General features: G+C 39.9%; 10 protein-coding genes, 2 tRNA genes and 3 rRNA genes. All 15 read right to left on the reverse strand.

Annotated elements, in window-relative coordinates:
• Positions 1-51: 51 nt before the first annotated feature.
• Complete coding sequence (locus MUB18_RS01030) at positions 52-942, reverse strand: DUF4886 domain-containing protein (protein ID WP_052627528.1); 891 nt, start codon at positions 940-942, stop codon at positions 52-54.
• 108 nt (positions 943-1,050) lie between these two features.
• A complete protein-coding gene (locus MUB18_RS01035; RefSeq protein ID WP_248754738.1) occupies positions 1,051-2,394 on the reverse strand; it encodes an MFS transporter in 1,344 nt (447 codons plus the stop codon).
• Between the two features lie 19 nt (positions 2,395-2,413).
• Positions 2,414-4,696, reverse strand: a complete 2,283-nt coding sequence (locus tag MUB18_RS01040) for a family 65 glycosyl hydrolase domain-containing protein (protein ID WP_248754739.1) — start codon at positions 4,694-4,696, stop codon at positions 2,414-2,416.
• Between the two features lie 15 nt (positions 4,697-4,711).
• Positions 4,712-5,359, reverse strand: a complete 648-nt coding sequence (pgmB, locus tag MUB18_RS01045; RefSeq protein WP_045753316.1) for a beta-phosphoglucomutase — start codon at positions 5,357-5,359, stop codon at positions 4,712-4,714.
• A 4-nt stretch (positions 5,360-5,363) separates the two neighbouring features.
• Positions 5,364-7,214, reverse strand: a complete 1,851-nt coding sequence (locus MUB18_RS01050) for a glycoside hydrolase family 13 protein (RefSeq protein WP_248754740.1) — start codon at positions 7,212-7,214, stop codon at positions 5,364-5,366.
• Between the two features lie 46 nt (positions 7,215-7,260).
• Positions 7,261-8,235: a SusF/SusE family outer membrane protein gene (locus tag MUB18_RS01055; protein ID WP_248754741.1), complete on the reverse strand. Its 975-nt coding sequence runs from the start codon at positions 8,233-8,235 to the stop codon at positions 7,261-7,263.
• A 26-nt stretch (positions 8,236-8,261) separates the two neighbouring features.
• On the reverse strand, positions 8,262-9,818 hold the full coding sequence (locus MUB18_RS01060; RefSeq protein ID WP_045753315.1) for a RagB/SusD family nutrient uptake outer membrane protein: 1,557 nt from the start codon (positions 9,816-9,818) through the stop codon (positions 8,262-8,264).
• A 19-nt stretch (positions 9,819-9,837) separates the two neighbouring features.
• Positions 9,838-12,822 carry a SusC/RagA family TonB-linked outer membrane protein gene (locus tag MUB18_RS01065; RefSeq protein ID WP_248754742.1) on the reverse strand — a complete coding sequence of 995 codons (2,985 nt, stop codon included), beginning with the start codon at positions 12,820-12,822 and terminating at the stop codon, positions 9,838-9,840.
• A 21-nt stretch (positions 12,823-12,843) separates the two neighbouring features.
• Positions 12,844-15,435, reverse strand: a complete 2,592-nt coding sequence (locus MUB18_RS01070) for an alpha-amylase family glycosyl hydrolase (RefSeq protein WP_248754743.1) — start codon at positions 15,433-15,435, stop codon at positions 12,844-12,846.
• Between the two features lie 184 nt (positions 15,436-15,619).
• Complete coding sequence (locus MUB18_RS01075; protein WP_248754744.1) at positions 15,620-16,636, reverse strand: LacI family DNA-binding transcriptional regulator; 1,017 nt, start codon at positions 16,634-16,636, stop codon at positions 15,620-15,622.
• 147 nt (positions 16,637-16,783) lie between these two features.
• Positions 16,784-16,895, reverse strand: a 5S ribosomal RNA gene (gene rrf / locus MUB18_RS01080).
• A gap of 110 nt (positions 16,896-17,005) precedes the next feature.
• A 23S ribosomal RNA gene (locus MUB18_RS01085) occupies positions 17,006-19,894 on the reverse strand.
• 225 nt (positions 19,895-20,119) lie between these two features.
• Positions 20,120-20,193, reverse strand: a tRNA-Ala gene (locus MUB18_RS01090).
• A gap of 10 nt (positions 20,194-20,203) precedes the next feature.
• Positions 20,204-20,280: transfer RNA gene (locus tag MUB18_RS01095), tRNA-Ile, on the reverse strand.
• A 130-nt stretch (positions 20,281-20,410) separates the two neighbouring features.
• Positions 20,411-21,940: ribosomal RNA gene (locus tag MUB18_RS01100) — 16S ribosomal RNA — on the reverse strand.
• Together the 16S, 23S and 5S rRNA genes with 2 tRNA genes alongside form the textbook arrangement of a ribosomal RNA operon.
• Positions 21,941-22,425 lie beyond the last annotated feature (485 nt).

Consider the following 22,425-nt stretch of genomic DNA (forward strand, 5'->3'; position numbering starts at 1 on the left):
ATATACTGATACGTAACGGATAAACATCGACATTTCATCGGAAAAATATGATCAATAACTCCAAATACTATAACGAGATAAAGTAGTTACACGGTAAGGGCTTTTAACCGCTAAATGTGCCGCTTCCTTTGCAATTTTACTTTCTACATAACTTATTGATAAAGGTACGTAAGCGTTGGTTTGTACATTTTCATGAAATAAAGATTCATACCATACGCATGCTGCTATAAACCGACCATAATTCAAATTAAGATGGTATCCGTCCCTTGTAAAATGATCGCCTATATAAGAAGTTCTTGCATTTTGTATGGCCGTACCAACAGGTACTAAAATGGAAAAATTGCCCCAACTGTATACTTTTTCAGATGTAGATACGATAGCATGATACATCGCAGTTTGGTCACGTCCATATAAACTAAAACCGCTGTGATCAGAGTCATGCTGATAAGCCCATGTTTGATGCAAAATATACTTGGTGTCGGGGTATTTTACATGTTGCGTGACATATGCGTATAGAAGAGGTAGATCTTTCGCATAAGTATCATACTTACCCGATAGTGGGCTCGCTTGCTGAAAACTGATATAATCCCATGGCTCATCGGTAAGAGCTGTCGATATTTTTATCTTTTCCAGCACCTTTTTTTCACCGGACTCATTTATCTTGCGGTAACTGTAGGCGCTGCTATCTCCAATTGCATTTTTAACATGCAAATCCAAGGGAGCGCCTCCAATATAGAGATTTCCAATCACGATTTTTTTCCCACGCGCATTTGCCAATTCATATAGATTGTTTTCAATAGCATCTTCAGAAAAACTATTTCCAATAGCTAATATTCGTATAACCCCATCATCTAAAGCTTGATCTTGGCTTTGCGCATATGATGAAGATGAAAAGATAAAGGAAAGAAAAAATAGAATAGAAGTAATTTGAATGCTATACATAAAATCGAATTTTTTAACAGATAATCTCTAAATTAAAAAATATCTTTCACTTTGAACAAACAAAAGAAGCTTCCCATAGAGAAGCTCCTTGATCAAGCGCTGTTTATCTTAAATTTTGTCCTTGATCCGCAGCACAGCTAAGGCGCCCAACAACATAAAAACGCCCGCTAATAAAATACCATAAACAGAATTGCTATCAAAGAAAATTTTAATCATATATCCTCCAAAAAAACCACATACGATTTGAGGAAAGGTGATAAAAAAGTTAAAAATACCCATATAAACCCCCATTTTTTTAGCGGGCAAACTATCACTTAAAATAGCATAAGGCATCGCTAAAATACTTCCCCATGCTAGACCAATGCCAATCATAGGGATAATCAGTAGATTGGGGTCCTTAATGATAAATATCGAGATCAATCCAAGACCTCCCATTATCAATGAAAAAGCATGAGTCTGTTTACGCCCGAACTTAGCTGCTATTTTGGCTAAAAACAAAGCATAAATTGCTGAAACAGCGTTATAGATCCCAAACAATACGCCTACCCAATTGGCAGCATCCATATAGAGTTTAGATTTATCACCATCTTTTAGATAAAAGATATGTTCTGCTATAGCTGGCGTAGTATATACCCACATCATAAAAAGTGCAAACCAGGAAAAGAACTGCACCAAGCCCAATTGTTTCATTGTTTTTGGCATGGTCCTAAAATCATCAACAATGGTAAATAATCCTGACCGATGTTTGGCAATCGTCTCTACTTCAAGTGCCGTATCCTCAAAAGAAGCCAATTGTTCGGGACTATATTCTTTTGTAGATAAAACAGTCCACAAGATGGATAACAACAATATGCCTGCTCCGCAATAAAAAGAATATATCACATTTGGAGGAATTACTCCCTCTGCTGCTGTACCATCAACTCCCAAGTAATGGGTGAGCACATAAGGTAACCAAGAACCAATAACTGCTCCAGAGCCGATAATAAAAGTCTGAATAGAAAAGCCTAGGCTACGTTGTGAACTCGGCAAATTGTCCGCGACCAAAGCCCGAAATGGCTCCATCGTGACATTGATCGATGCATCCATAATCGTTAGCATACCAGCACCTATTAATAAAGGTGGCAAAATAGCCGTAAATAATGCAGCATTGGGCATTAATATCAGTGCTATCGCTGTTAAAATGGCGCCAATCAAAAAATATGGCTTACGACGCCCAATTTTATTCCAAGTACGATCACTGTAATAACCTATAATTGGTTGTACAATCATACCGGTAATGGGAGCTGCTAACCAAAAAAGCGATAAATGCTCGACATCAGCTCCAAAAGTTTGGAGAATGCGCGATGCATTGCCGTTTTGAAGAGCAAATCCTGTTTGGATACCCAAAAAGCCTATGCTCATATTGATAATCTGAACGGTTGACAGTTTTGGCTTATGCAGTTTTGAAATCATAATTTTATTACTTAGGTGGTTATGCACGTGGCTTAACAGAGATTTCCTCTCCGTTAAAAATAATATTAATTTCTTGATTAGACTTATTTATCAGTTCAAAATCATGATGTTTTATTCTTACAAATAATTTAACTCCCCTAAACTGTACATGAAATGCATAGCTATCCCATGTTTTAGGAATGAAAGTTTGAAAACTTAATGTATTGTTTTTCACACGCATGCCCGCAAAACCTTCTACAATAGACATCCAGGTTCCGGCCATAGATGTAATATGTAAACCATCTTCGGTATCGTTGTTATAGTCATCTAGATCTAACCGAGCAGTCCTGAGATAAAACTCGTATGCCTTAGCTTCATTACCAAGTTTTGATGCTAAAATAGCATGAACACAGGGCGACAAAGAACTTTCATGAACCGTTCTGGGTTCATAAAAATCATAATTTCTTCTTATCGTATCCAGATCGTATTGATCTTCAAAAAAGTATAAACCCTGAAGTACATCTGCTTGTTTTATAAAACATGATCTTAAAATACGATCCCAACTCCACTTTTGATTAATAGGTCGCTCCTTGTCCGGTAGATCGGAAACCAATACCTGTTCTTTATCCAGATAACCGTCCTGTTGTAAAAATATGCCCTGCTCGCTATCTATCGGATAATATAAATGATCGATGATATGTTGCCATGAAACGGATTCTTCTTCCTTGAAATTCACTTTTTCAAACAAGGTTATTTGTTTACTAGGATCACTCTCTTTTAAGGTTTCTATCGATTCCAGCGTATACTTCAAACACCAGCCCGCAACTGTATTAGTATACCAGTTGTTATTGACATTATTTTCATATTCATTAGGACCAGTGACTCCCAATATGACATATTTCTCCTTTTCAGCACTCCAATTCACACGCTGTGCCCAAAAACGACTGATCGCAATCAATACTTCAAGACCATAATTTTCAACATATGACCGATCACCCGTATAGCGCTGATAATTATAGATGGCAAAAGCAATTGCGCCATTACGGTGGATCTCTTCAAAAGTAATCTCCCATTCATTATGACACTCTTCTCCATTCATCGTGACCATAGGATATAAAGCAGCGCCATTTGAAAAACCAAGTTTCTCTGCATTCTCAATGGCTTTATCCAGATGTTGATAGCGATAAAGTAATAAATTGCGAGCGACATCAGCAGGCTGCGTGGCAAGATAAAAAGGAACACAGTAAGCCTCCGTATCCCAATACGTCACACCGCCATATTTTTCTCCGGTAAATCCTTTTGGACCAATATTAAGTCTAGAGTCTTCGCCGGTATACGTTTGATATAATTGAAAGATATTAAATCGGATCGCTTGCTGTGAGGCAACATCTGCAGTGATTTCAATATCACTTTCATTCCAGAAATTTCCCCAAGCTAAAGCTTGTTTAGTTTTCAGCTCATCAAATGATAAAGCAGAAACCTGTTCTATATTTGCTCGTCCAGCGGCGACCAATTCAGCTTCATTATGATTTTGAGAAGTAACCATTGAAACACGTTTTTCGATGGAAAATACATCTTCAGGTGTTAACGAAATTGCTATAGTTTCAGAAACATATGCCCCATCTGTTGATTGTTTGGGCGCTAGGGTTTCAGTATTTAAGATAAAGCTATTGACCAAATCAGCCCGTACTATGAAATCGGTCTTCTTTGTTTTCATAGTCACATTTAACTGAGAATCTAATGCACCACTTGAAATGAAATTCCAAAAATGCTCATCATAGTTACTGTCCCTATTGACAACATCTCCTTCCAAATAAGACGCTACCTGTAAAGAAGCCTCCCCATTCAACACTTGAATGGTATATTTTAAAGAAGCGGTTTCGGATTGAAATAGATGAAATATCCTTGTACTTTTCACACGAATCTCCACACCATTTTGAAGTTTGACATCAAAAGATCGCATTAACAATCCGTGCTTCATGTCTAACTTCCGTTGAAAACGCTGTACTTTACATGTTGCAAGATCCAAGATCTCGCCATTCACGTGGATATGAAGACCGATCCAGTTAATGGAGTTAATAACCTTTGCAAAATATTCGGGATAACCATTTTTCCACCAGCCTACACGAGTTTTGTCAGGATAGTAAACTCCTGCTAAATATGATCCAGACAATGATTTGCCACTATAATCTTCTTCAAAATTTGCTCTTTGTCCCATTCTACCATTTCCGATAGAAAATAAACTTTCCGAGACTTCATTATACGCAGGGTGAAACCCCTCTTCTATGATATTCCACTCATCGTGGACAATGTAATTCTTCATTGCAAAATCAACTAATTAATTTAAAACTTTCTCCAAACTGTTGATGGACAAATCTGTTCCATTCAAATTGGAACCGATGCCAATCACACCCATCCCTGCTGCCCTAGCAGCATCTACACCTGCCTGCGCATCTTCAAATACCAGACATGATCCAGGAAGCAATTGTAGGTCTCGTGCAGCCTTTAAGAACACCTCTGGATGTGGCTTAGAAAGACTGACACTATTACCATCTACAAGAACATCAAAAAAGGAAATCATACCCGTTTTCTCCAAGATAAGCGGTGCATTCTTGCTCGCAGATCCTAATGCTATACGATAATCATTTTGCTTTAACCAATGCAGCAATTCCATTGATCCTGGTAAAACTTCATCTGCTCGCATCTCTCGAACTAATTCCAAATACCACCGATTTTTACGTTCTGCCATGTCTAATTTTTCACGATCAGCAGCATCGACGCCAGCCCATTTTAAAATTTTTTCCAGCGAAGCGATCCGACTTACGCCCTTTAATTGTTCATTTTCAATCTCTGTAAAGTCAAATCCCAATTCATGGGCAAGCCTTTTCCAAGCTTGAAAATGGAATACCGCAGTATCAACCAAAACACCGTCGAGATCAAAAATTACTCCTTTTACACGCTTCAAAAGATCCAATGCACTTTTCATTTTTCTATTTTTTTAATTCAAACACGACCGTTTGATGAGGTTTTAATGTGATTTCTAGTGGTATATCTTGCTCTACCCCTTTTAAGATATTGTTCATTCGTGTTGCACCTCTCAGACTCTCTCTAAATCGAGCTAAAGGCAACTTGACTTCCTTATCATTGCAATTCATAAAAATGGAGACAACTTGAGTTTCATTAGACCTGAAATACGCATATACGTTATGCTCAGGTACATAATGCTGAGTAGCTCCATACTGCAATACGGCATTATTCTTACGATAATTCGCTAACTTTTTAATATGATCGAACAGTTCATTTTCTGCATCAGATCGGCCTGAAGCATTAAATTTATTAACAGTATCCCCCACAAATCCACCTTTAAAATCTTCCCGAAGCAATCCATCTGGCTTATTGAAATTCTTCATCAATACTTCTGCACCATAATACATCTGTGGTATACCACGAGATGTCAGCAACCAAGAGAATGCAGATTTATATTTCTCTATGTCCTCTCCAACCACAGAGAAAAAACGATCCTTATCATGATTATCCAAGAAAATCACATTAGCTAATGGATTAGGATATTGATAATCCGAACCTAATGTTGCGTACAATCTATTGGCACCATCTTTTTCATTATTCAAAGCTTCTCCAATAGCATAATTCATTTGAAAATCAGTGACACCATCAAGTTTTGTATCGATCGGTTGTCCAACACGCTGACCACCTAAAAAATAAGCTTGGTTAGGTACGGATTGTACCCATGTTTCACCAAAGAATGAAAACTGAGGATATTCCTTTTGAATAGCTGTTGTCCATTTTGCCATAAAAGCCAAATCATTGTATGGATAGGTGTCTATTCGAAACCCATCGATACCCGCATATTCAATCCACCAAATATGGCTCTGCAAAATGTACTTTTGAACATATTCATTTTCTTGATTCATGTCGGGCATAGTCTCTACAAACCATCCTTTTTCCATTCGGTCTCGATCTGCAACAGCAGCATAGGGATCGAAAATAGTCTGATCCTTATAAGTGGTTTGTGTAAAACTTGGCCACTCATGCAGCCATTCTTTAAAAGGTTTGTCGATTACAGTCCAGTGGTAAAGTCCAACATGATTCGGAACGACATCATGAACCAGTTTCATTTTACGTTTATGCAATTCCTCACCAAGTTTACGATAGGTCTCATTGGTTCCCAATCTTGGATCAATCTGATAATTTTCGGTATTAGCATATCCATGATAAGAAGCCTGAGGCATATCATTGGTCAATACAGGTGTCAACCAAACAGAAGTAACCCCTAGATCGGCCAAATAATCCAAATGCTGAATAACACCATCGATGTCACCGCCATGACGGGCATACATCGAATCACGGTTTACTTGCATCTCCCGCAAACCTTTTACCTGATCATTTTCTTTGTTCCCATTTGCAAAGCGATCCGGCATGATTAAGTAAATCAGATCTTCCGCCTGGATACCTTGAGCTTTCACGATAGAAGCATCTCTATTTTTTAACTCATAATCATATCGTCCTACTAACTTATTATTTTCATAAAATTCAATCGGATACAAACCCGCAGTAGCACCAGACTCAACGACCAGATCTAGAAATAAATAATTAGCATTTTCAACTGGATTAGTTTTGATCAAGGTTAAGCCTTTCATCTGGATTTTAACCTTGCTCTTTCCAATATTTTTACCATAAATAATCAACTGTAAATCAGAAGATTTCATACCGACCCACCAATGCAAAGGTTCGACTCTTTGAATAGAAAAATCACCTTGAGCAAAGGCATAAGAAAGCTGAAGTAGTATAAAAACACTACTTAACAATAGACGTATCATCATTCAATAAAAGTTTATAGAAATGGGGAGCCATATGCTCCCCATAGTATTAGTTTTTAGAAATTTTTGCTGAATAGCCCGAAGCTGTTCGTGACAGTTCAATATCATATTTGCCAGCTGTAGCAATAGCTATATTGGCACCATCTTGTTGCAAAGAAGAGAGTTCCCCACCGATATTAATGATCCAATCATCATTCATTCGGAATTTCAATTCACCGACAGTTAGGTTTACGGTCAATTTCCATGTATAGATGCCTTTACTCCCCACAAACTTCATGTCGGTATCACTATCCCAACCATTTGGGGTTGCACTACCAATAACACCCCATGTTGATTTTAACAATTCATAGGTTTTAGCTTCGGCATCCATTCGGATTCTATAAAAATCATCCGATGCAACCGTAATATTACCCGCATCAGCACTTTGTAATAAAGTACCATCAGATGTTCCTTTTCCAAATGCATCTGTCCAATCCACATTAGTCGGTAAAAATTTGAATCCAGAACCATCGACAGTGACATACTCATAGACTTCAAACTTTGATTTACTGTCCTTATCGTATAGCGTCATCGGAATCGAAAGTGTTGGCTCCCATCCTGAAGCAATAGACCCCCCAACAACAAACATTTGCGGATTACTTTCTGTAAAAGTAATTGGTTTTGTTTTTTCGATGACTTGACCCTCCGAAGTATATGAAATCTTCAATAGGGCATCACCGATCCAAGATACTTGATTGGGAATATCAAATTCTTTTGAAACAATAAAGGTGTTCGGATCAACAGTAATATTTTCAGTCATTAAAGCTTCACCGGCCGCTACCGGCACAATCGAGAATGTAAAATCCGTAACCTGATTAGCGATAAAACCAACTTTCAACTTTTTACCGACTTGAATGGTCGAAACCGTATTTTCATTGATCGACACGATTGGCACATCAGTACCGTGTTCTACTTTTTTACAAGAGTATAAAAGAGAAGAAGTACCCATAACTAAAACTAATAGCAATCGAAATATAGTAGACATTTTCATAATTTCTATTCATTTAAAAATTAATAACCAGGATTTTGATCCAATTTATTATTATTGGCTCTTGCTCTTGCTGGAATAGGAAACAGTCGTTTATAAGTTTCGCCAGGATTAGCGGGTTTAAACAACTGAGCATCTTCCCATCTTCCAAACCGAATCATATCTGTTCTTCTAGTCAATTCAAAAGTAAACTCCAAGGCACGTTCTTTATAAATAGCATCCAAAGTCAATGTACTAGCCGTAAAATGTTTCTCCGGATTAACTGGGAAAGCACGTTTGCGAACTTGATTGGCCGCATCGACAGCTTGAGCAACACTTGCTGCTGTAGCTCCTCTCAAAACAGCTTCCGCTTTCATCAGCAGCACATCTGCAAGACGAAATACCACCACATCATTGCCTGCATTATTACTAATTTGGTTCTTATCTGGATAATATTTGATACAACGTGCTCCTGCCAATCTACCTACATCGTCTGCTCCGCCAATATCAAAATCAGAACCCGGTAATAAGGTATACGCATAGGGATCTAACACCACATTCAATCCATTATAATTCAACGGTTGTCCAGTAGAGTTATATTGTTGGCCATATAGCCATTGCTTTTTACGATTATCAGCTTGATCAAACAAATCAAAATATGCAGGTTGTGCACTCCATCCATTCCAAGGATTTATACTCAACTCAAAGGTTTGGCGATGAGCATAATGTAGTACACGGTTAAATAAAGTGTTTCCTGTCGCGCGAGAAGCATCATAAGGAATAGAAAAAATCGGTTCAGGATTTGATGCTCCATTATCGGGTTTAAACTGTGTCAGAAAATCATTTTCCAAAGCATACTTGCCAGAATTAATAACAGCATTGCTATGTTCCACCACCTTATTCCAATTAGCAGTACCACTATAAACCTGCGCATTTAAATACAGTTTTGCTAATAAGGTATGTGCAAACCATTTGGTCGGTCGACCATAAGTAGCTTCCGTCTTTTCTTCACTCAAGTTGGCCAAGTTTTCTTCTAGGTCCTGTACAATAAATTGGTAAACTTCTGCCCGAGGTTTAGTCGCTGGCAATTCTGTACCAGTATCAAAACTGGTTACTAAAGGAATATTTCCATAAGCATCCATCATCAAGAAATAATACCAGGCACGCATGGCTTTTATTTCAGAAACAGTCTGTGCCTTTGTACTCGATTCTGGAGATTGTTCCAAAATACTGAGTACACGATTACAAGTACCAATAGCATTAAAACCCCAATCCCAATTATTTTGAACAACTTCATGCGATGCTGACCAAGTGTGATAGTGCATATCACGCCATTTACCACCGTCAAACCAATCCCCACCCCTTGTTGGGATAATCACTTCGTCCGAACCCGCTGTCTGCAGACTAAAGTAATTGTCAAAATATCCTCTTGCGCTTGTATATACAGGACCTGTTACAGCAATAAATTGTTCTGGAGTTTTAGGAAATGTATCTTCTGTATATGCTGAATACATCTTATCGTCAAATTTGGTACAAGATTGTCCTGCTACCAATAGTCCGGCAAATAAGAATAAATTAATTTTATTGAATCTCTTTTTCATAACTAACTGTGATTAAAAGTTAAAAAGCTAATTTTACACCTAACAAGAACGATCTTGTTTTTGGATAATAATTTCTATTATCAACGCCAGGCGCTAAACCACTTAAACTTACCTCAGGATCTACACCCGAATATTTGGTTATCGTGAACAGATTTTGTCCTGACACATACAATCGTGCATTTTTAAAATATTTAGATTCCTTCACATTAAACGAATAACCCAATGTGGCGTTATCTAATCTTAAGAATGAACCATCTTCGATAAATCTGCTAGAAGCAATTAATGGTGTTTCAAATATGCCTTCTTCAACTGCATCTTTAGAGATATTGGTCACATTAGCCTGTTGTAGACGGCTTAGATCAGCACGTGTAGCATTAAAAATTTGATTGCCATACATACCACGTAAGAAGAAGTTCAAATCCCAGTTTTTATATTGAAAACTATTATTCCAACCATAGGTAAATTTAGGAAGTGCGTGTCCCATCACCATATAATCATCAGGTGCCGAAATCTGATCTTGTGTTACAAGTTCACCCGATGGTTTTTGATAAATTGTTTTCTTGGCAGTTGCATCATAACCGATGTAATTAGCCACATAAAATGTTCCCAAAGCCTGACCTGGTAAAACAATTGCTGCCGTTTGACCTGTCCAGCCATCAAGACCAATACTTCCTTCATAACGCTCTGATACACCAATATTTTCAATATTAGAAGATAATGATCCAACCTTATTCACATTACGGGCAAAGTTGACTGTTGTATTGTATGAAAAATTACTATTGCGATAAACCATCGCATTTAAAGTGATCTCCACACCTTTATTGCTCATACTTGCTCCATTAGCCAATAAACGATTGAACTGATAAGGTGGCGATGGTACATCATACTCATACAATAAGTCTTTCGTTTCTTTATTGTAATATTCAATGCTACCACCCAAACGACCTCTCCAGAGTTCAAAATCCAATCCTGCATTAAACATGGATGTACTTTCCCATTTTAAATCCGGATTTTCATTTTGGTTCACACCATAAGCATTCATCCAATTACCGTTATAGAGAAATTGACCATTTTGAGGACCGAAAATAATAATCTGACGATATGGATCTATATTCTGATTTCCCGAGATACCGTACCCAGCACGTAACTTTAATTCGCTGAATAAATCTTGGTCTTGCATAAAGCTTTCTCTGCTAATTCTCCAAGCTCCAGAAACCGAAGGAAATGTCGCCCATCTATTATTCTTTCCAAATTTTGATGAACCATCACGGCGTACAGAAGCACTTAATAAGTATTTTTCATCATAATTGTATCCCACACGACCATAAACTGAAATCAATAAAGACTCCAAAATATATGGATAGGTACTATAAGGATTATAACCATCTGGCAATGTGCCTAAATTTAGATTGTTACCCCCTAGATCGTCAGACATAAATCCTACAGAAGAAGCAACAACTCCATCATTATTTTTTGTTTTCTGATAAGAATAACCAGCCATCGCATCGAAAGAATGAAGATTCTTGGTCACATTGTAATTAACATAAGATTCGAAAATTTTATCGATATTTTTCAGATTTGAACGCTCCGCAAAACCCCTGCCCAATGCTTTCGAATCAAAGTCAGTCCGATGCATATAATATTTCTTATCAAATTGATTTTGCTGATAAGAGATGACATTAGTCCAGGTCAATCCCTTGAAAATAGTAAGGTCAGCTTTCAAACTGGCGAGTAAAGTGTTGTTATTTCGTTCTTCATCACGCTGGTTCAACATCGCTACCGGATTGAAATAATTTGTTCTTCCTGGTACCTGAAAATACCCTTCATAAGTGGCGTAAGCGGCATCATCTGAACGTACTGGTGAAGTTGGTAGATAACGAGCTGCTCCATTAAAAATGCCGTAGTCCACATGGTTAGATTTGTTCATGCTATTAGCAACATTAAGCGCTAGTTTTAAGCGATCATCAAATGCATTTTGATCGATACCAACACGAGCAACCACTCTTTCCAGATCGCTTCTTTTCACAATACCTTGATTATTAAAATAATTAACAGAAGCATTGTATCGTGTACCTTCAGAACCTCCTGTTAGCGATAAATTGTGATTATGAGAAACTCCCGTGCGTGTTATCTCATCCTGCCAATCGGTATCAAACCCCGTCTCAGAAGCAGCGACTGTTAATCCATTGTCTGCTACAAATTGCTTATGCTCAGCAGCACTTAGCACATTCACACGATTTGCAACACGTTCAATAGCAGCATATCCACTATAAGCCAAAACAGGTTTACCGGCCTTACCACGTTTTGTCGTCACGAAAATAACGCCATTTGCGGCACGTGATCCATAAATTGCAGTGGAAGAAGCATCCTTCATCACATCCATCGATACAATATCATCCGGTGCTACCAATTCAATATTAGCACCTACAACTCCATCGATGACATACAAGGGAGCAGAACTCGCAGTCAATGAAGATGGGCCACGCAGTTGAATTGTTGATGCTGCCGTAGGATCTCCACCCGATCTATTCACTGTTAAACCTGCTACTTTACCGGCCAATAACTGATCCGGAGAACTGACCACACCTGTATTAAATTCTTTAGGACCTACACTAGAGATAGAACCTGTAATTTGTTTTTTCTTGGCCACACCGTAACCAATCACAACAACTTCTTCTAAATCACTTGTGCTCGAACTCAATGTAAAATTCAAGACATTTGCACCGCTAACAATCTGAATGGGTAAATCCATGGAATTATAACCAATCATGTTGACAGTGACAGTCGTCTTACCTAAAGGTACTTGACTAATCTTATACTCCCCGTTTTGATTTGTTGCTGTCGAAATTGGACTTCCTTTGATGATAATAGTTGCTCCAAGCAGTACTTCCCCTTTATTATCCACCACCTTACCTGAAAGTGAAGAGTTTTGAGAAAAAGCATTCACCCAAAGCATCATCAAAAGACCAAAGGTCATTACAGCTCGTAATGTAAATTTGCTCATAATGTAATTGATTTTTATTGTTTAGTTTATTAATTTAGTTTTACTTAAAAGATAATAATTACCAGGCTTAATTATAATATGATCATTTTGAACCCAATTTAGATTTGATTGAGCCATATTATCATACCAATTCCCCGCTAAGCCTGCTGTTATTTGAAATTGTCTATTCATGGTATCAAAATTTCCGACAACAAATATGGTCTGATGACCATCAGTCATCAGATAATATTTTAATCCCTCTTGCAGTGAAGACGATAATAATCTTGCTTTTCTAAAAATTGGATTTGCTCTTTTCAACTGGATCAATTTTGCATAATGATCAAATAAACGTTTACGTGAGACATTTGCTAAATAATCCCATTTCAGTGGTTTTTCACCTGTCCGACCATTTTCATCAATCGATACATCATAACCAAACTCACCAAATTGCCAGATCATTTTAGGTCCAGGACTAGCTAGCAAAAATGTTGCAGCCACTTGGGTTCGCTCTAATGCCGTTGTAAGATCCTTTACAGAATAGGATCCATCCACATAACCATATTGCGCATTCTTAAACTGAATACGTTCCTCATCATGTGATTCCATATAAGTCACCATATTAGGTGTTTGAAAACCATGAGATTCAGCAAATAATCTACTTAGATCCGATTTTGAACCATTATTATAGCCCATTGTTGCTTCATTAAAAGTTCCATTTAAATTATTCCACAACAACATCCCCTCCGCAGCCAGTTCTTGCTCCTCTTGATCAGAACCAAAATGTTCCAATATGACGTAGCAACTTGGATCAAGAGTTTTAAGATAATCATGATAATTTTTCCAAATCAAAACCCGACTAGCATCATAGGCAGACCAAGAGCCGACGTTACTATCTGAAGTACCCGTATTTTGCTGTGTAAATCCCTTTGATAAATCAAAACGAAAACCATCAATCTTAAATTCTTGGATCCAATACTTCAAGACATCCTTCACAAACGTCTGTGTATAGGAACTTTCATGATTAAAATCATACCCTACATTAAAAGGATGGGTCGGCGTCCTATTAAACCAGATATTATTTGAATTTGATGTTTGCCCTTGAAAATACAGCTGAGCCAATGGTGATTGTCCAAAAGCATGATTAAGCACCACATCTAGGATTACCGCGATACCTTCCTCATGAAGATGATCTACGAGACTCTTCAGTTCATGCGCACGACCATAATACTTATCCAATGCCAAATGATAAGAAGGATTGTAACCCCAACTTGAATTCCCTTCACTTTCCTGAACAGGCATCAATTCGACAGCATTAATACCCAGTCGTTTCAAATAAGGAATTGAATCGCGGATAGCATTAAAATTATGTGGTTTTGAAAAATCACGCGTGAGCAACTCATAGATGACTAGATCATAAGGATTTGGTTTATTAAAATGCTCTACTTTCCAAGGATACTCCGCACGATTCAATTCTAATATACTGACCTGACCTGTCGTCTGCTGTATTGGATATGACGGTAAGTCAGCAATTGAACTTCCTAGACTACTGTCATATAGGGGATCTAAAACCAGATTGCTGTATGGATCAGCTATTCTTAATTGACCGTCAATTAAGAATTGATAAGCATACTTTTTTGAAAAATCGAGATCATTTAAGGTCAACCACCACGTATTTCCATCAGGTGTCTGTTTCAATACGTAGGTTGATTCCGGTTGAAAATTATTAAAACTGCCTAATAAAAATATAGTTGATTTACCTGGAGCTGTTACAGCAAAACTCACTGTCTTTTTTTGCCTGTCGATCGTTACACCATTCTTATTGATACCAGCTGGTAATGCTGCAATTTCAGCTTTATCATTAACAAATACCTGTAATTGTCTTACGAATTTCTTTCCATTGACTTCAATACGAGCAGTTATCAGATGCAAACCAACAGTAGCAAATTTACATTTAAATGTTTGATGCAATGCACCATTCATACTTTCTTGCTCAACCTCATCAATACTCATAGAAAGTTTACCCGCTACTGTGGACAACACCTCAATAGCGAGCTCTTCATTTATTAAATAAGCATCTTTTTCCGCTTTTAACAAATATGTAGGTTGCGTGTAAGGTTTTAAAAATCGAATATTCGTTTCACCTTTTGTGGCTATGTCAACATACATATCCGAACCATCTTTATTTCTTTGAACTTTAGTCCCATCAGCATTTCGTAGCAATAACGCGATTTTAATAACCTGACTACTGCTAATTCCTTTAAAGACCTGACTCGGATTGATCGTAATGCTATACCTACCATCTGTTTGACGAGTCAGTTTATAGGCATCTTCATTTTTTGACCAATCTGTTGCAACTTCCTTCCAATCATGCTGATCTTTACTATTGGATGTGATAAGACCGATATGTAGATACAGCGGACCATCAGTGGAGACCAATGCGCTATTACCCTTATTGACATCAAAAAAGAAAGTAATTGATTCATCCCAATAATTAAATAGTTTATTGGTTGTTAGTAAGCCGACCTCACTTGGAGCTATTCCTTCATCTACGACTATAGCACTAGGATTATTTTTTTTACATCCAAAAAAAATAATCGATATACTGAAAAATACATAAATAAAGTAATGTTTCATAACTCCTTATAATTGGTACACTTAAAAATGGGAACGTTCCCAATACTTGGTATAAAAAGATAGCCTATTCGAAAAATATACTATAAATTAAAAGCAAAAATCCCTTTACAATTGGTAATCTCATATTGGGAACGTTCCCAATATTTATCTAAGATAGAAAGCTAAAGAGTTAAATCCAAACTTTTTAGTGATTTTTTTTACTAGATTTTTGAAAAATTAATGAAGACTCAAGATAAGTGACTTCTTGGTTAGAGAAGATAATCGGTTTAGCAATCAATTGGCAAAGATATTCTGTCGCCATCTTACCCATTTCATAAGCTGGCTGTTTCACGACACTTAATGCTGGTTCTAACAGATCCGCAATATCTAAACAAGAAAAACAGATCAATTTCAATTCTGAAGGAATACATATTCCTTCGTTTTTGGCCACACGCATAGCCGAAATGGCCAAGCGTTCCACCGATGCAAATAGTCCATCAGGTTGCTGTATACGATACAGATTTTTGATGTCTTCCATATTACCATCAGACTCATTAACGGTATCCAGAATCAAGTTTTTATCAAAAGGAATTTGATATTTTTCTAAGGCAGCTCGATATCCTGCCAGACGTACTTTTCCAATGGAAACATTTTGATTAATCACTAAATAGGCTATACGTTTACAATCATTTTCGATTAAATGAGACGTCGCCGCAAAACTAGCTTCAAAATCATTACCTGTTACATAAGATGTATTGACATCATCGTAAGTTCTATCAAAAAACACAATGGGGATATTGTTATCTTTTAAAACTTGAAGATGACTATGATCATGACCTTCACCCGAAGCAGACATAATGACCCCATCCACACGACCATTGATTAGCGATCTGATTATTAATGCTTCCTTATCTACCCGATGATCCGTCACATAAATTAAAGTATGATAATTTTTAGATCGAGCTACCAGTTCAATACCTTTAATCGCTTGGCTAAAAAATTTATTACCAAATTCAGGAATAATGATCGCAATCGTATTGCTTTTATTAGCTCTTAGGTTGCTGGCATACATATTGGGTGAAAATCCCAATTCATCCGCCATTTTTAAAATACGTTCTTTTGTATTGGGGTTAATATCATTACCATCCCGAAAAGCTCGTGATACCGTTGACTTGGATAAACCTAAACGTTCTGCTAATTCTATAATCGTTATTTGTGACATCAGTGCTGAAATAAAAGCATTTCAAATATATAATAAATTTAGGAGTTTAAGTTAGCATATATAAGAAGAATCGATATAATAACAATTAATCGAAAAAGTTTAGAGCACAAAAAAGCCCCTGCTGCTTAGCAAGGGCTTCTGTATAAAAAAAGGCACCGACCTACTCTCCCACCTGTTACGGCAATACCATCGGCTCTGGCGGGCTTGACTGCTCTGTTCGGAATGGGAAGAGGTAGACACCGCCGATATAGGCACCTAAAATGTTTTTATTAGTCATAAGAATGAAATATACAATATCCCATCCAACATACTAATCTATAGACAATTGAAAGAAAAACTAAAAGAGGAAGACAACAGTGTCTGCGTTGCTTGAGAAAGCTTCGGGTGATTAGTATTGCTCAGCTATGATATCTCTACCTTTACACCTGCAACCTATCAACGTAGTAGTCTACTACGGCCCTATAAGGAAGTCTCATCTCGTGGCTAGTTTCGCACTTAGATGCTTTCAGCGCTTATCTATTCCCGACGTAGCTACCCAGCCGTACACCTGGCGGCATAACTGGTTTACCAGCGGTCAGTCCATCCCGGTCCTCTCGTACTAAGGACAGATCCACTCAAACTTCCAACGCCCACAACAGATAGGGACCGAACTGTCTCGCGACGTTCTGAACCCAGCTCGCGTGCCACTTTAATGGGCGAACAGCCCAACCCTTGGGACCTTCTCCAGCCCCAGGATGTGACGAGCCGACATCGAGGTGCCAAACCTCCCCGTCGATATGAGCTCTTGGGGGAGATCAGCCTGTTATCCCCAGCGTACCTTTTATCCTTTGAGCGATGGCCCTTCCATACAGAACCACCGGATCACTATGTCCGTCTTTCGACCCTGTTCGACTTGTTGGTCTCACAGTCAAGCAAGCTTATGCCATTGCACTCCGCGTACGGTTACCAAGCGTACTGAGCTTACCTTTGAAAGCCTCCGTTACCTTTTTGGAGGCGACCACCCCAGTCAAACTACCCACCAAACAATGTCCTCGGCATAACCGAGTTAGAAACCGAATACAGAAAGGGCGGTATTTCAAGGTTGATTCCATGACTCCTGGCGAAGCCACTTCAACATCTCCCGCCTATCCTACACATCCTGTACCCAATTCCAATGTTAAGCTATAGTGAAGGTGCATGGGGTCTTTCCGTCCCGTTGCGGGTAATCGGCGTCTTCACCGATACCACAATTTCACCGAGCTCATGGCTGAGACAGCGCCCAGATCGTTACACCATTCGTGCAGGTCGGAACTTACCCGACAAGGAATTTCGCTACCTTAGGACCGTTATAGTTACGGCCGCCGTTTACTGGGGCTTCGATTCAATGCTTCTCTTGCGATGACATCCCCTCTTAACCTTCCAGCACCGGGCAGGTGTCAGGCCTTATACCTCATCTTTCGATTTTGCAAAGCCATATGTTTTTGTTAAACAGTCGCCTGGGCCTTTTCACTGCGGCTTCTCCATTGCTGGAGGAAGCGCCCCTTCTCCCGAAGTTACAGGGCCATTTTGCCGAGTTCCTTAGCCATGATTCACTCGAGCACCTTAGGATTCTCTCCTCGACTACCTGTGTCGGTTTACGGTACGGGTTTTTATAACCTGAAGCTTAGCGGGTTTTCTTGGAAGTCTGTTTACCTGCTCTATCAGCGCCGCCGAAGCTTTGCTGTACTATTGGGTTTCAGCAGGGTCGGCGGATTTGCCTACCGTCCCTATACCTACGCCTTTTAACGAACTATTCCGTCAGTTCGCGGCAGTGTCACTACTCCGTCACCACATCGCAGTTATAAAAAGTACTGGAATATTAACCAGTTGTCCATCGGCTTACTCCCTTCGGATGCGCCTTAGGCCCCGACTAACCCTGATCCGATTAGCGTTGATCAGGAAACCTTAGTCTTTCGGTGGGCGGGTTTCTCACCCGCCTTATCGTTACTTATGCCTACATTTGCTTTTCTATCCACTCCACGGACCATTACCAGACCGCTTCGCCGTAAATAGAATGCTCCCCTACCAGACATACATATTTCAGTATGAATCCATAGCTTCGGTAATACACTTGATGCCCGTTTATTATCCACGCCCGATCGCTCGACTAGTGAGCTGTTACGCACTCTTTAAATGAATGGCTGCTTCCAAGCCAACATCCTAGCTGTCTAGGCAATCGGACCTCGTTAGTTCAACTTAGCGTATATTTAGGGACCTTAGCTGATGGTCTGGGTTCTTTCCCTCTCGGCCTTGGACCTTAGCACCCAAAGCCTCACTGCCGGCCATATCTTATAGCATTCGGAGTTCGTCTGGATTTGGTAGGATTTGACTCCCCCGCACCCAATCGGTAGCTCTACCTCTATAAGACTCCATGCCGACGCTGTTCCTAAAAACATTTCGGGGAGTACGAGCTATTTCCCAGTTTGATTAGCCTTTCACCCCTACCCTCAGGTCATCCGGAAACTTTTCAACGTTTATCGGTTCGGTCCTCCATTACATGTTACTGCAACTTCAACCTGCCCAAGGGTAGATCACAAGGTTTCGCGTCTACCTCATCTGACTATGCGCCCTATTAAGACTCGCTTTCGCTTCGGATACGTGGCTGAACCACTTAACCTTGCCAGACAAGAGTAACTCGTAGGCTCATTATGCAAAAGGCACGCCGTCACTGGACCTGCCAGCTCCGACCGCTTGTAAGCACACGGTTTCAGGTTCTTTTCACTCCTCTGTTCGAGGTTCTTTTCACCTTTCCCTCACGGTACTAGTTCACTATCGGTCTCTCAGGAGTATTTAGCCTTATCAGATGGTGCTGACAGATTCCCACAGGGCGTCTCCGACCCCGCGGTACTCAGGGTACTGCTAGGCTAGCATTCTATACGTGTACAGGGCTATCACCGTGTATCGCTGGGCTTCCCATCCCATTCCACTTCTGTTTGCTAATGCCACTTCGCAGCCCTACAACCCCAACCATGCCGTAACAAAGTTGGTTTGGGCTCTTTCCCGTTCGCTCGCCACTACTTGGGAAATCATTATTATTTTCTTCTCCTACGCCTACTTAGATGTTTCAGTTCAGCGCGTTCGCGTATTTTACAGCATACCTTCAGTATGCTAGGTTGCCCCATTCGGAAATCTTCGGATCAATCTCACATTTGCTAATCCCCGAAGCTTATCGCAGCTTATCACGTCCTTCATCGCCTCTGAGAGCCTAGGCATCCCCCGTGTGCCCTTATTTACTTTCTTCACCTCATAGCCCTTTTGCTACTATGGGTTGCTTTTTGATATATAACCATGGTGCTACGCATTAATCCGTTCGGCCTTGACCGAGGGTCTTCATAATACATCAGGCACACCACAGTATTGTCTCTACTGTTGTCTTCTCTTGTAATTTTTTTTCTTTCAATATGTCAAAGAACTCTTTGTTTCCGCTTTATCTGCCGTAAATATCTTATACGGCGCGGATACCTGTGGAGAATATCGGAGTCGAACCGATGACCCCCTGCGTGCAAGGCAGGTGCTCTAGCCAGCTGAGCTAATTCCCCGTGTTGTTAATGGTAGTCCCGAGCAGATTTGAACTGCTGACCCCTACATTATCAGTGTAGTGCTCTAACCAACTGAGCTACGGGACTAGCTTATCTTTCTATCTCTCTGGACCATCCAATCAGGGATGGGCACATTTCTTCAAATGTTTTTGTTTCTTATTTGTTTCTTATATAAATCATGTGTGTACGTAACGAGCTTCAATCCTGAATGCTCTAGAAAGGAGGTATTCCAGCCGCACCTTCCGGTACGGCTACCTTGTTACGACTTAGCCCCAATTATCGGTTTTACCCTAACACGCTCCTTGCGGTTACATGCTTTAGGTACCCCCAACTTTCATGGCTTGACGGGCGGTGTGTACAAGGCCCGGGAACGTATTCACCGCGTCATTGCTGATACGCGATTACTAGCGAATCCAACTTCATGAGGTCGAGTTGCAGACCTCAATCCGAACTGTGAATGGCTTTTAGAGATTAGCACCATATTGCTATGTAGCTGCCCGCTGTACCATCCATTGTAGCACGTGTGTAGCCCCGGACGTAAGGGCCATGATGACTTGACGTCGTCCCCACCTTCCTCACAGCTTACGCTGGCAGTCTGTTTAGAGTCCCCACCTTAATGTGCTGGCAACTAAACATAGGGGTTGCGCTCGTTGCGGGACTTAACCCAACACCTCACGGCACGAGCTGACGACAGCCATGCAGCACCTAGTTTCGTGTCCCGAAGGACTGATCCGTCTCTGGATCATTCACTAACTTTCAAGCCCGGGTAAGGTTCCTCGCGTATCATCGAATTAAACCACATGCTCCTCCGCTTGTGCGGGCCCCCGTCAATTCCTTTGAGTTTCAATCTTGCGACCGTACTCCCCAGGTGGATAACTTAACGCTTTCGCTTGGACGCTTACTGTGTATCGCAAACATCGAGTTATCATCGTTTAGGGCGTGGACTACCAGGGTATCTAATCCTGTTTGATCCCCACGCTTTCGTGCATCAGCGTCAATACTAACTTAGTGAGCTGCCTTCGCAATCGGAGTTCTAAGACATATCTATGCATTTCACCGCTACTTGTCTTATTCCGCCCACTTCAAATAGATTCAAGTCCTACAGTATCAAAGGCACTGCGACAGTTAAGCTGCCGTCTTTCACCACTGACTTATAGGACCGCCTACGCACCCTTTAAACCCAATAAATCCGGATAACGCTTGGATCCTCCGTATTACCGCGGCTGCTGGCACGGAGTTAGCCGATCCTTATTCTTCAGGTACATTCAGCTTCCCACACGTGGAAAGGTTTATTCCCTGACAAAAGCAGTTTACAACCCATAGGGCAGTCATCCTGCACGCGGCATGGCTGGTTCAGAGTTCCCTCCATTGACCAATATTCCTTACTGCTGCCTCCCGTAGGAGTCTGGTCCGTGTCTCAGTACCAGTGTGGGGGATTCTCCTCTCAGAGCCCCTAGACATCGTAGCCTTGGTGGGCCGTTACCCCTCCAACTAGCTAATGTCACGCGAGCCCATCCATATCCTATAAATATTTGATCATAATCCGATGCCGGTAAATGATGTTATGCGGTGTTAATCTCTCTTTCGAGAGGCTATCCCCCTGATATGGGTAGGTTGCTCACGCGTTACGCACCCGTGCGCCACTCTCATGAAATCAAAGCAAGCTTTAATTTCAATCCCGTCCGACTTGCATGTATTAGGCCTGCCGCTAGCGTTCATCCTGAGCCAGGATCAAACTCTCCATTGTAAAATGAAGTGTAAGATCAAGACTATTTATAATAAATAGAATTGTCTTGTATTTTATTTCTAATTCTAAAATTGAACAGGTTGATTTTTTTTAACTTTCGTTGTTTCTCAACACTACTCGTTACGTTACATGATTATATTTTTAAAGAACTTTCTTCGCTCCCGCATCTCGCTTCGGCTCTATATGATGTCGGCATTGCGCCGGTATCGGTCTTGTTTTGTTTCCCCTTCGTTTCCGTTGGGACTGCAAAGGTAGAAATCTTTTTGGTATCTCCAAAATAAATGTGAAAATTTATTTTTTTATTTTCCTTTCGTTTCTGCGTTTAAACTAAATTAAACCCTTCTTTTTTCAGTGCTTCCCCTTTCGGATCAGCCGTTCCTCCCTTGCGGAGTGGTGCAAAGATAGGAACTTTTATCCTTCACTTCCTAATGTTTTCTGTCTTATTTGTTCATATTATCTTTAACTTGCTGTAACATTGTGTGATT

It is taken from the genome of Sphingobacterium sp. PCS056, assembly GCF_023273895.1.
GTDB lineage: Bacteria > Bacteroidota > Bacteroidia > Sphingobacteriales > Sphingobacteriaceae > Sphingobacterium.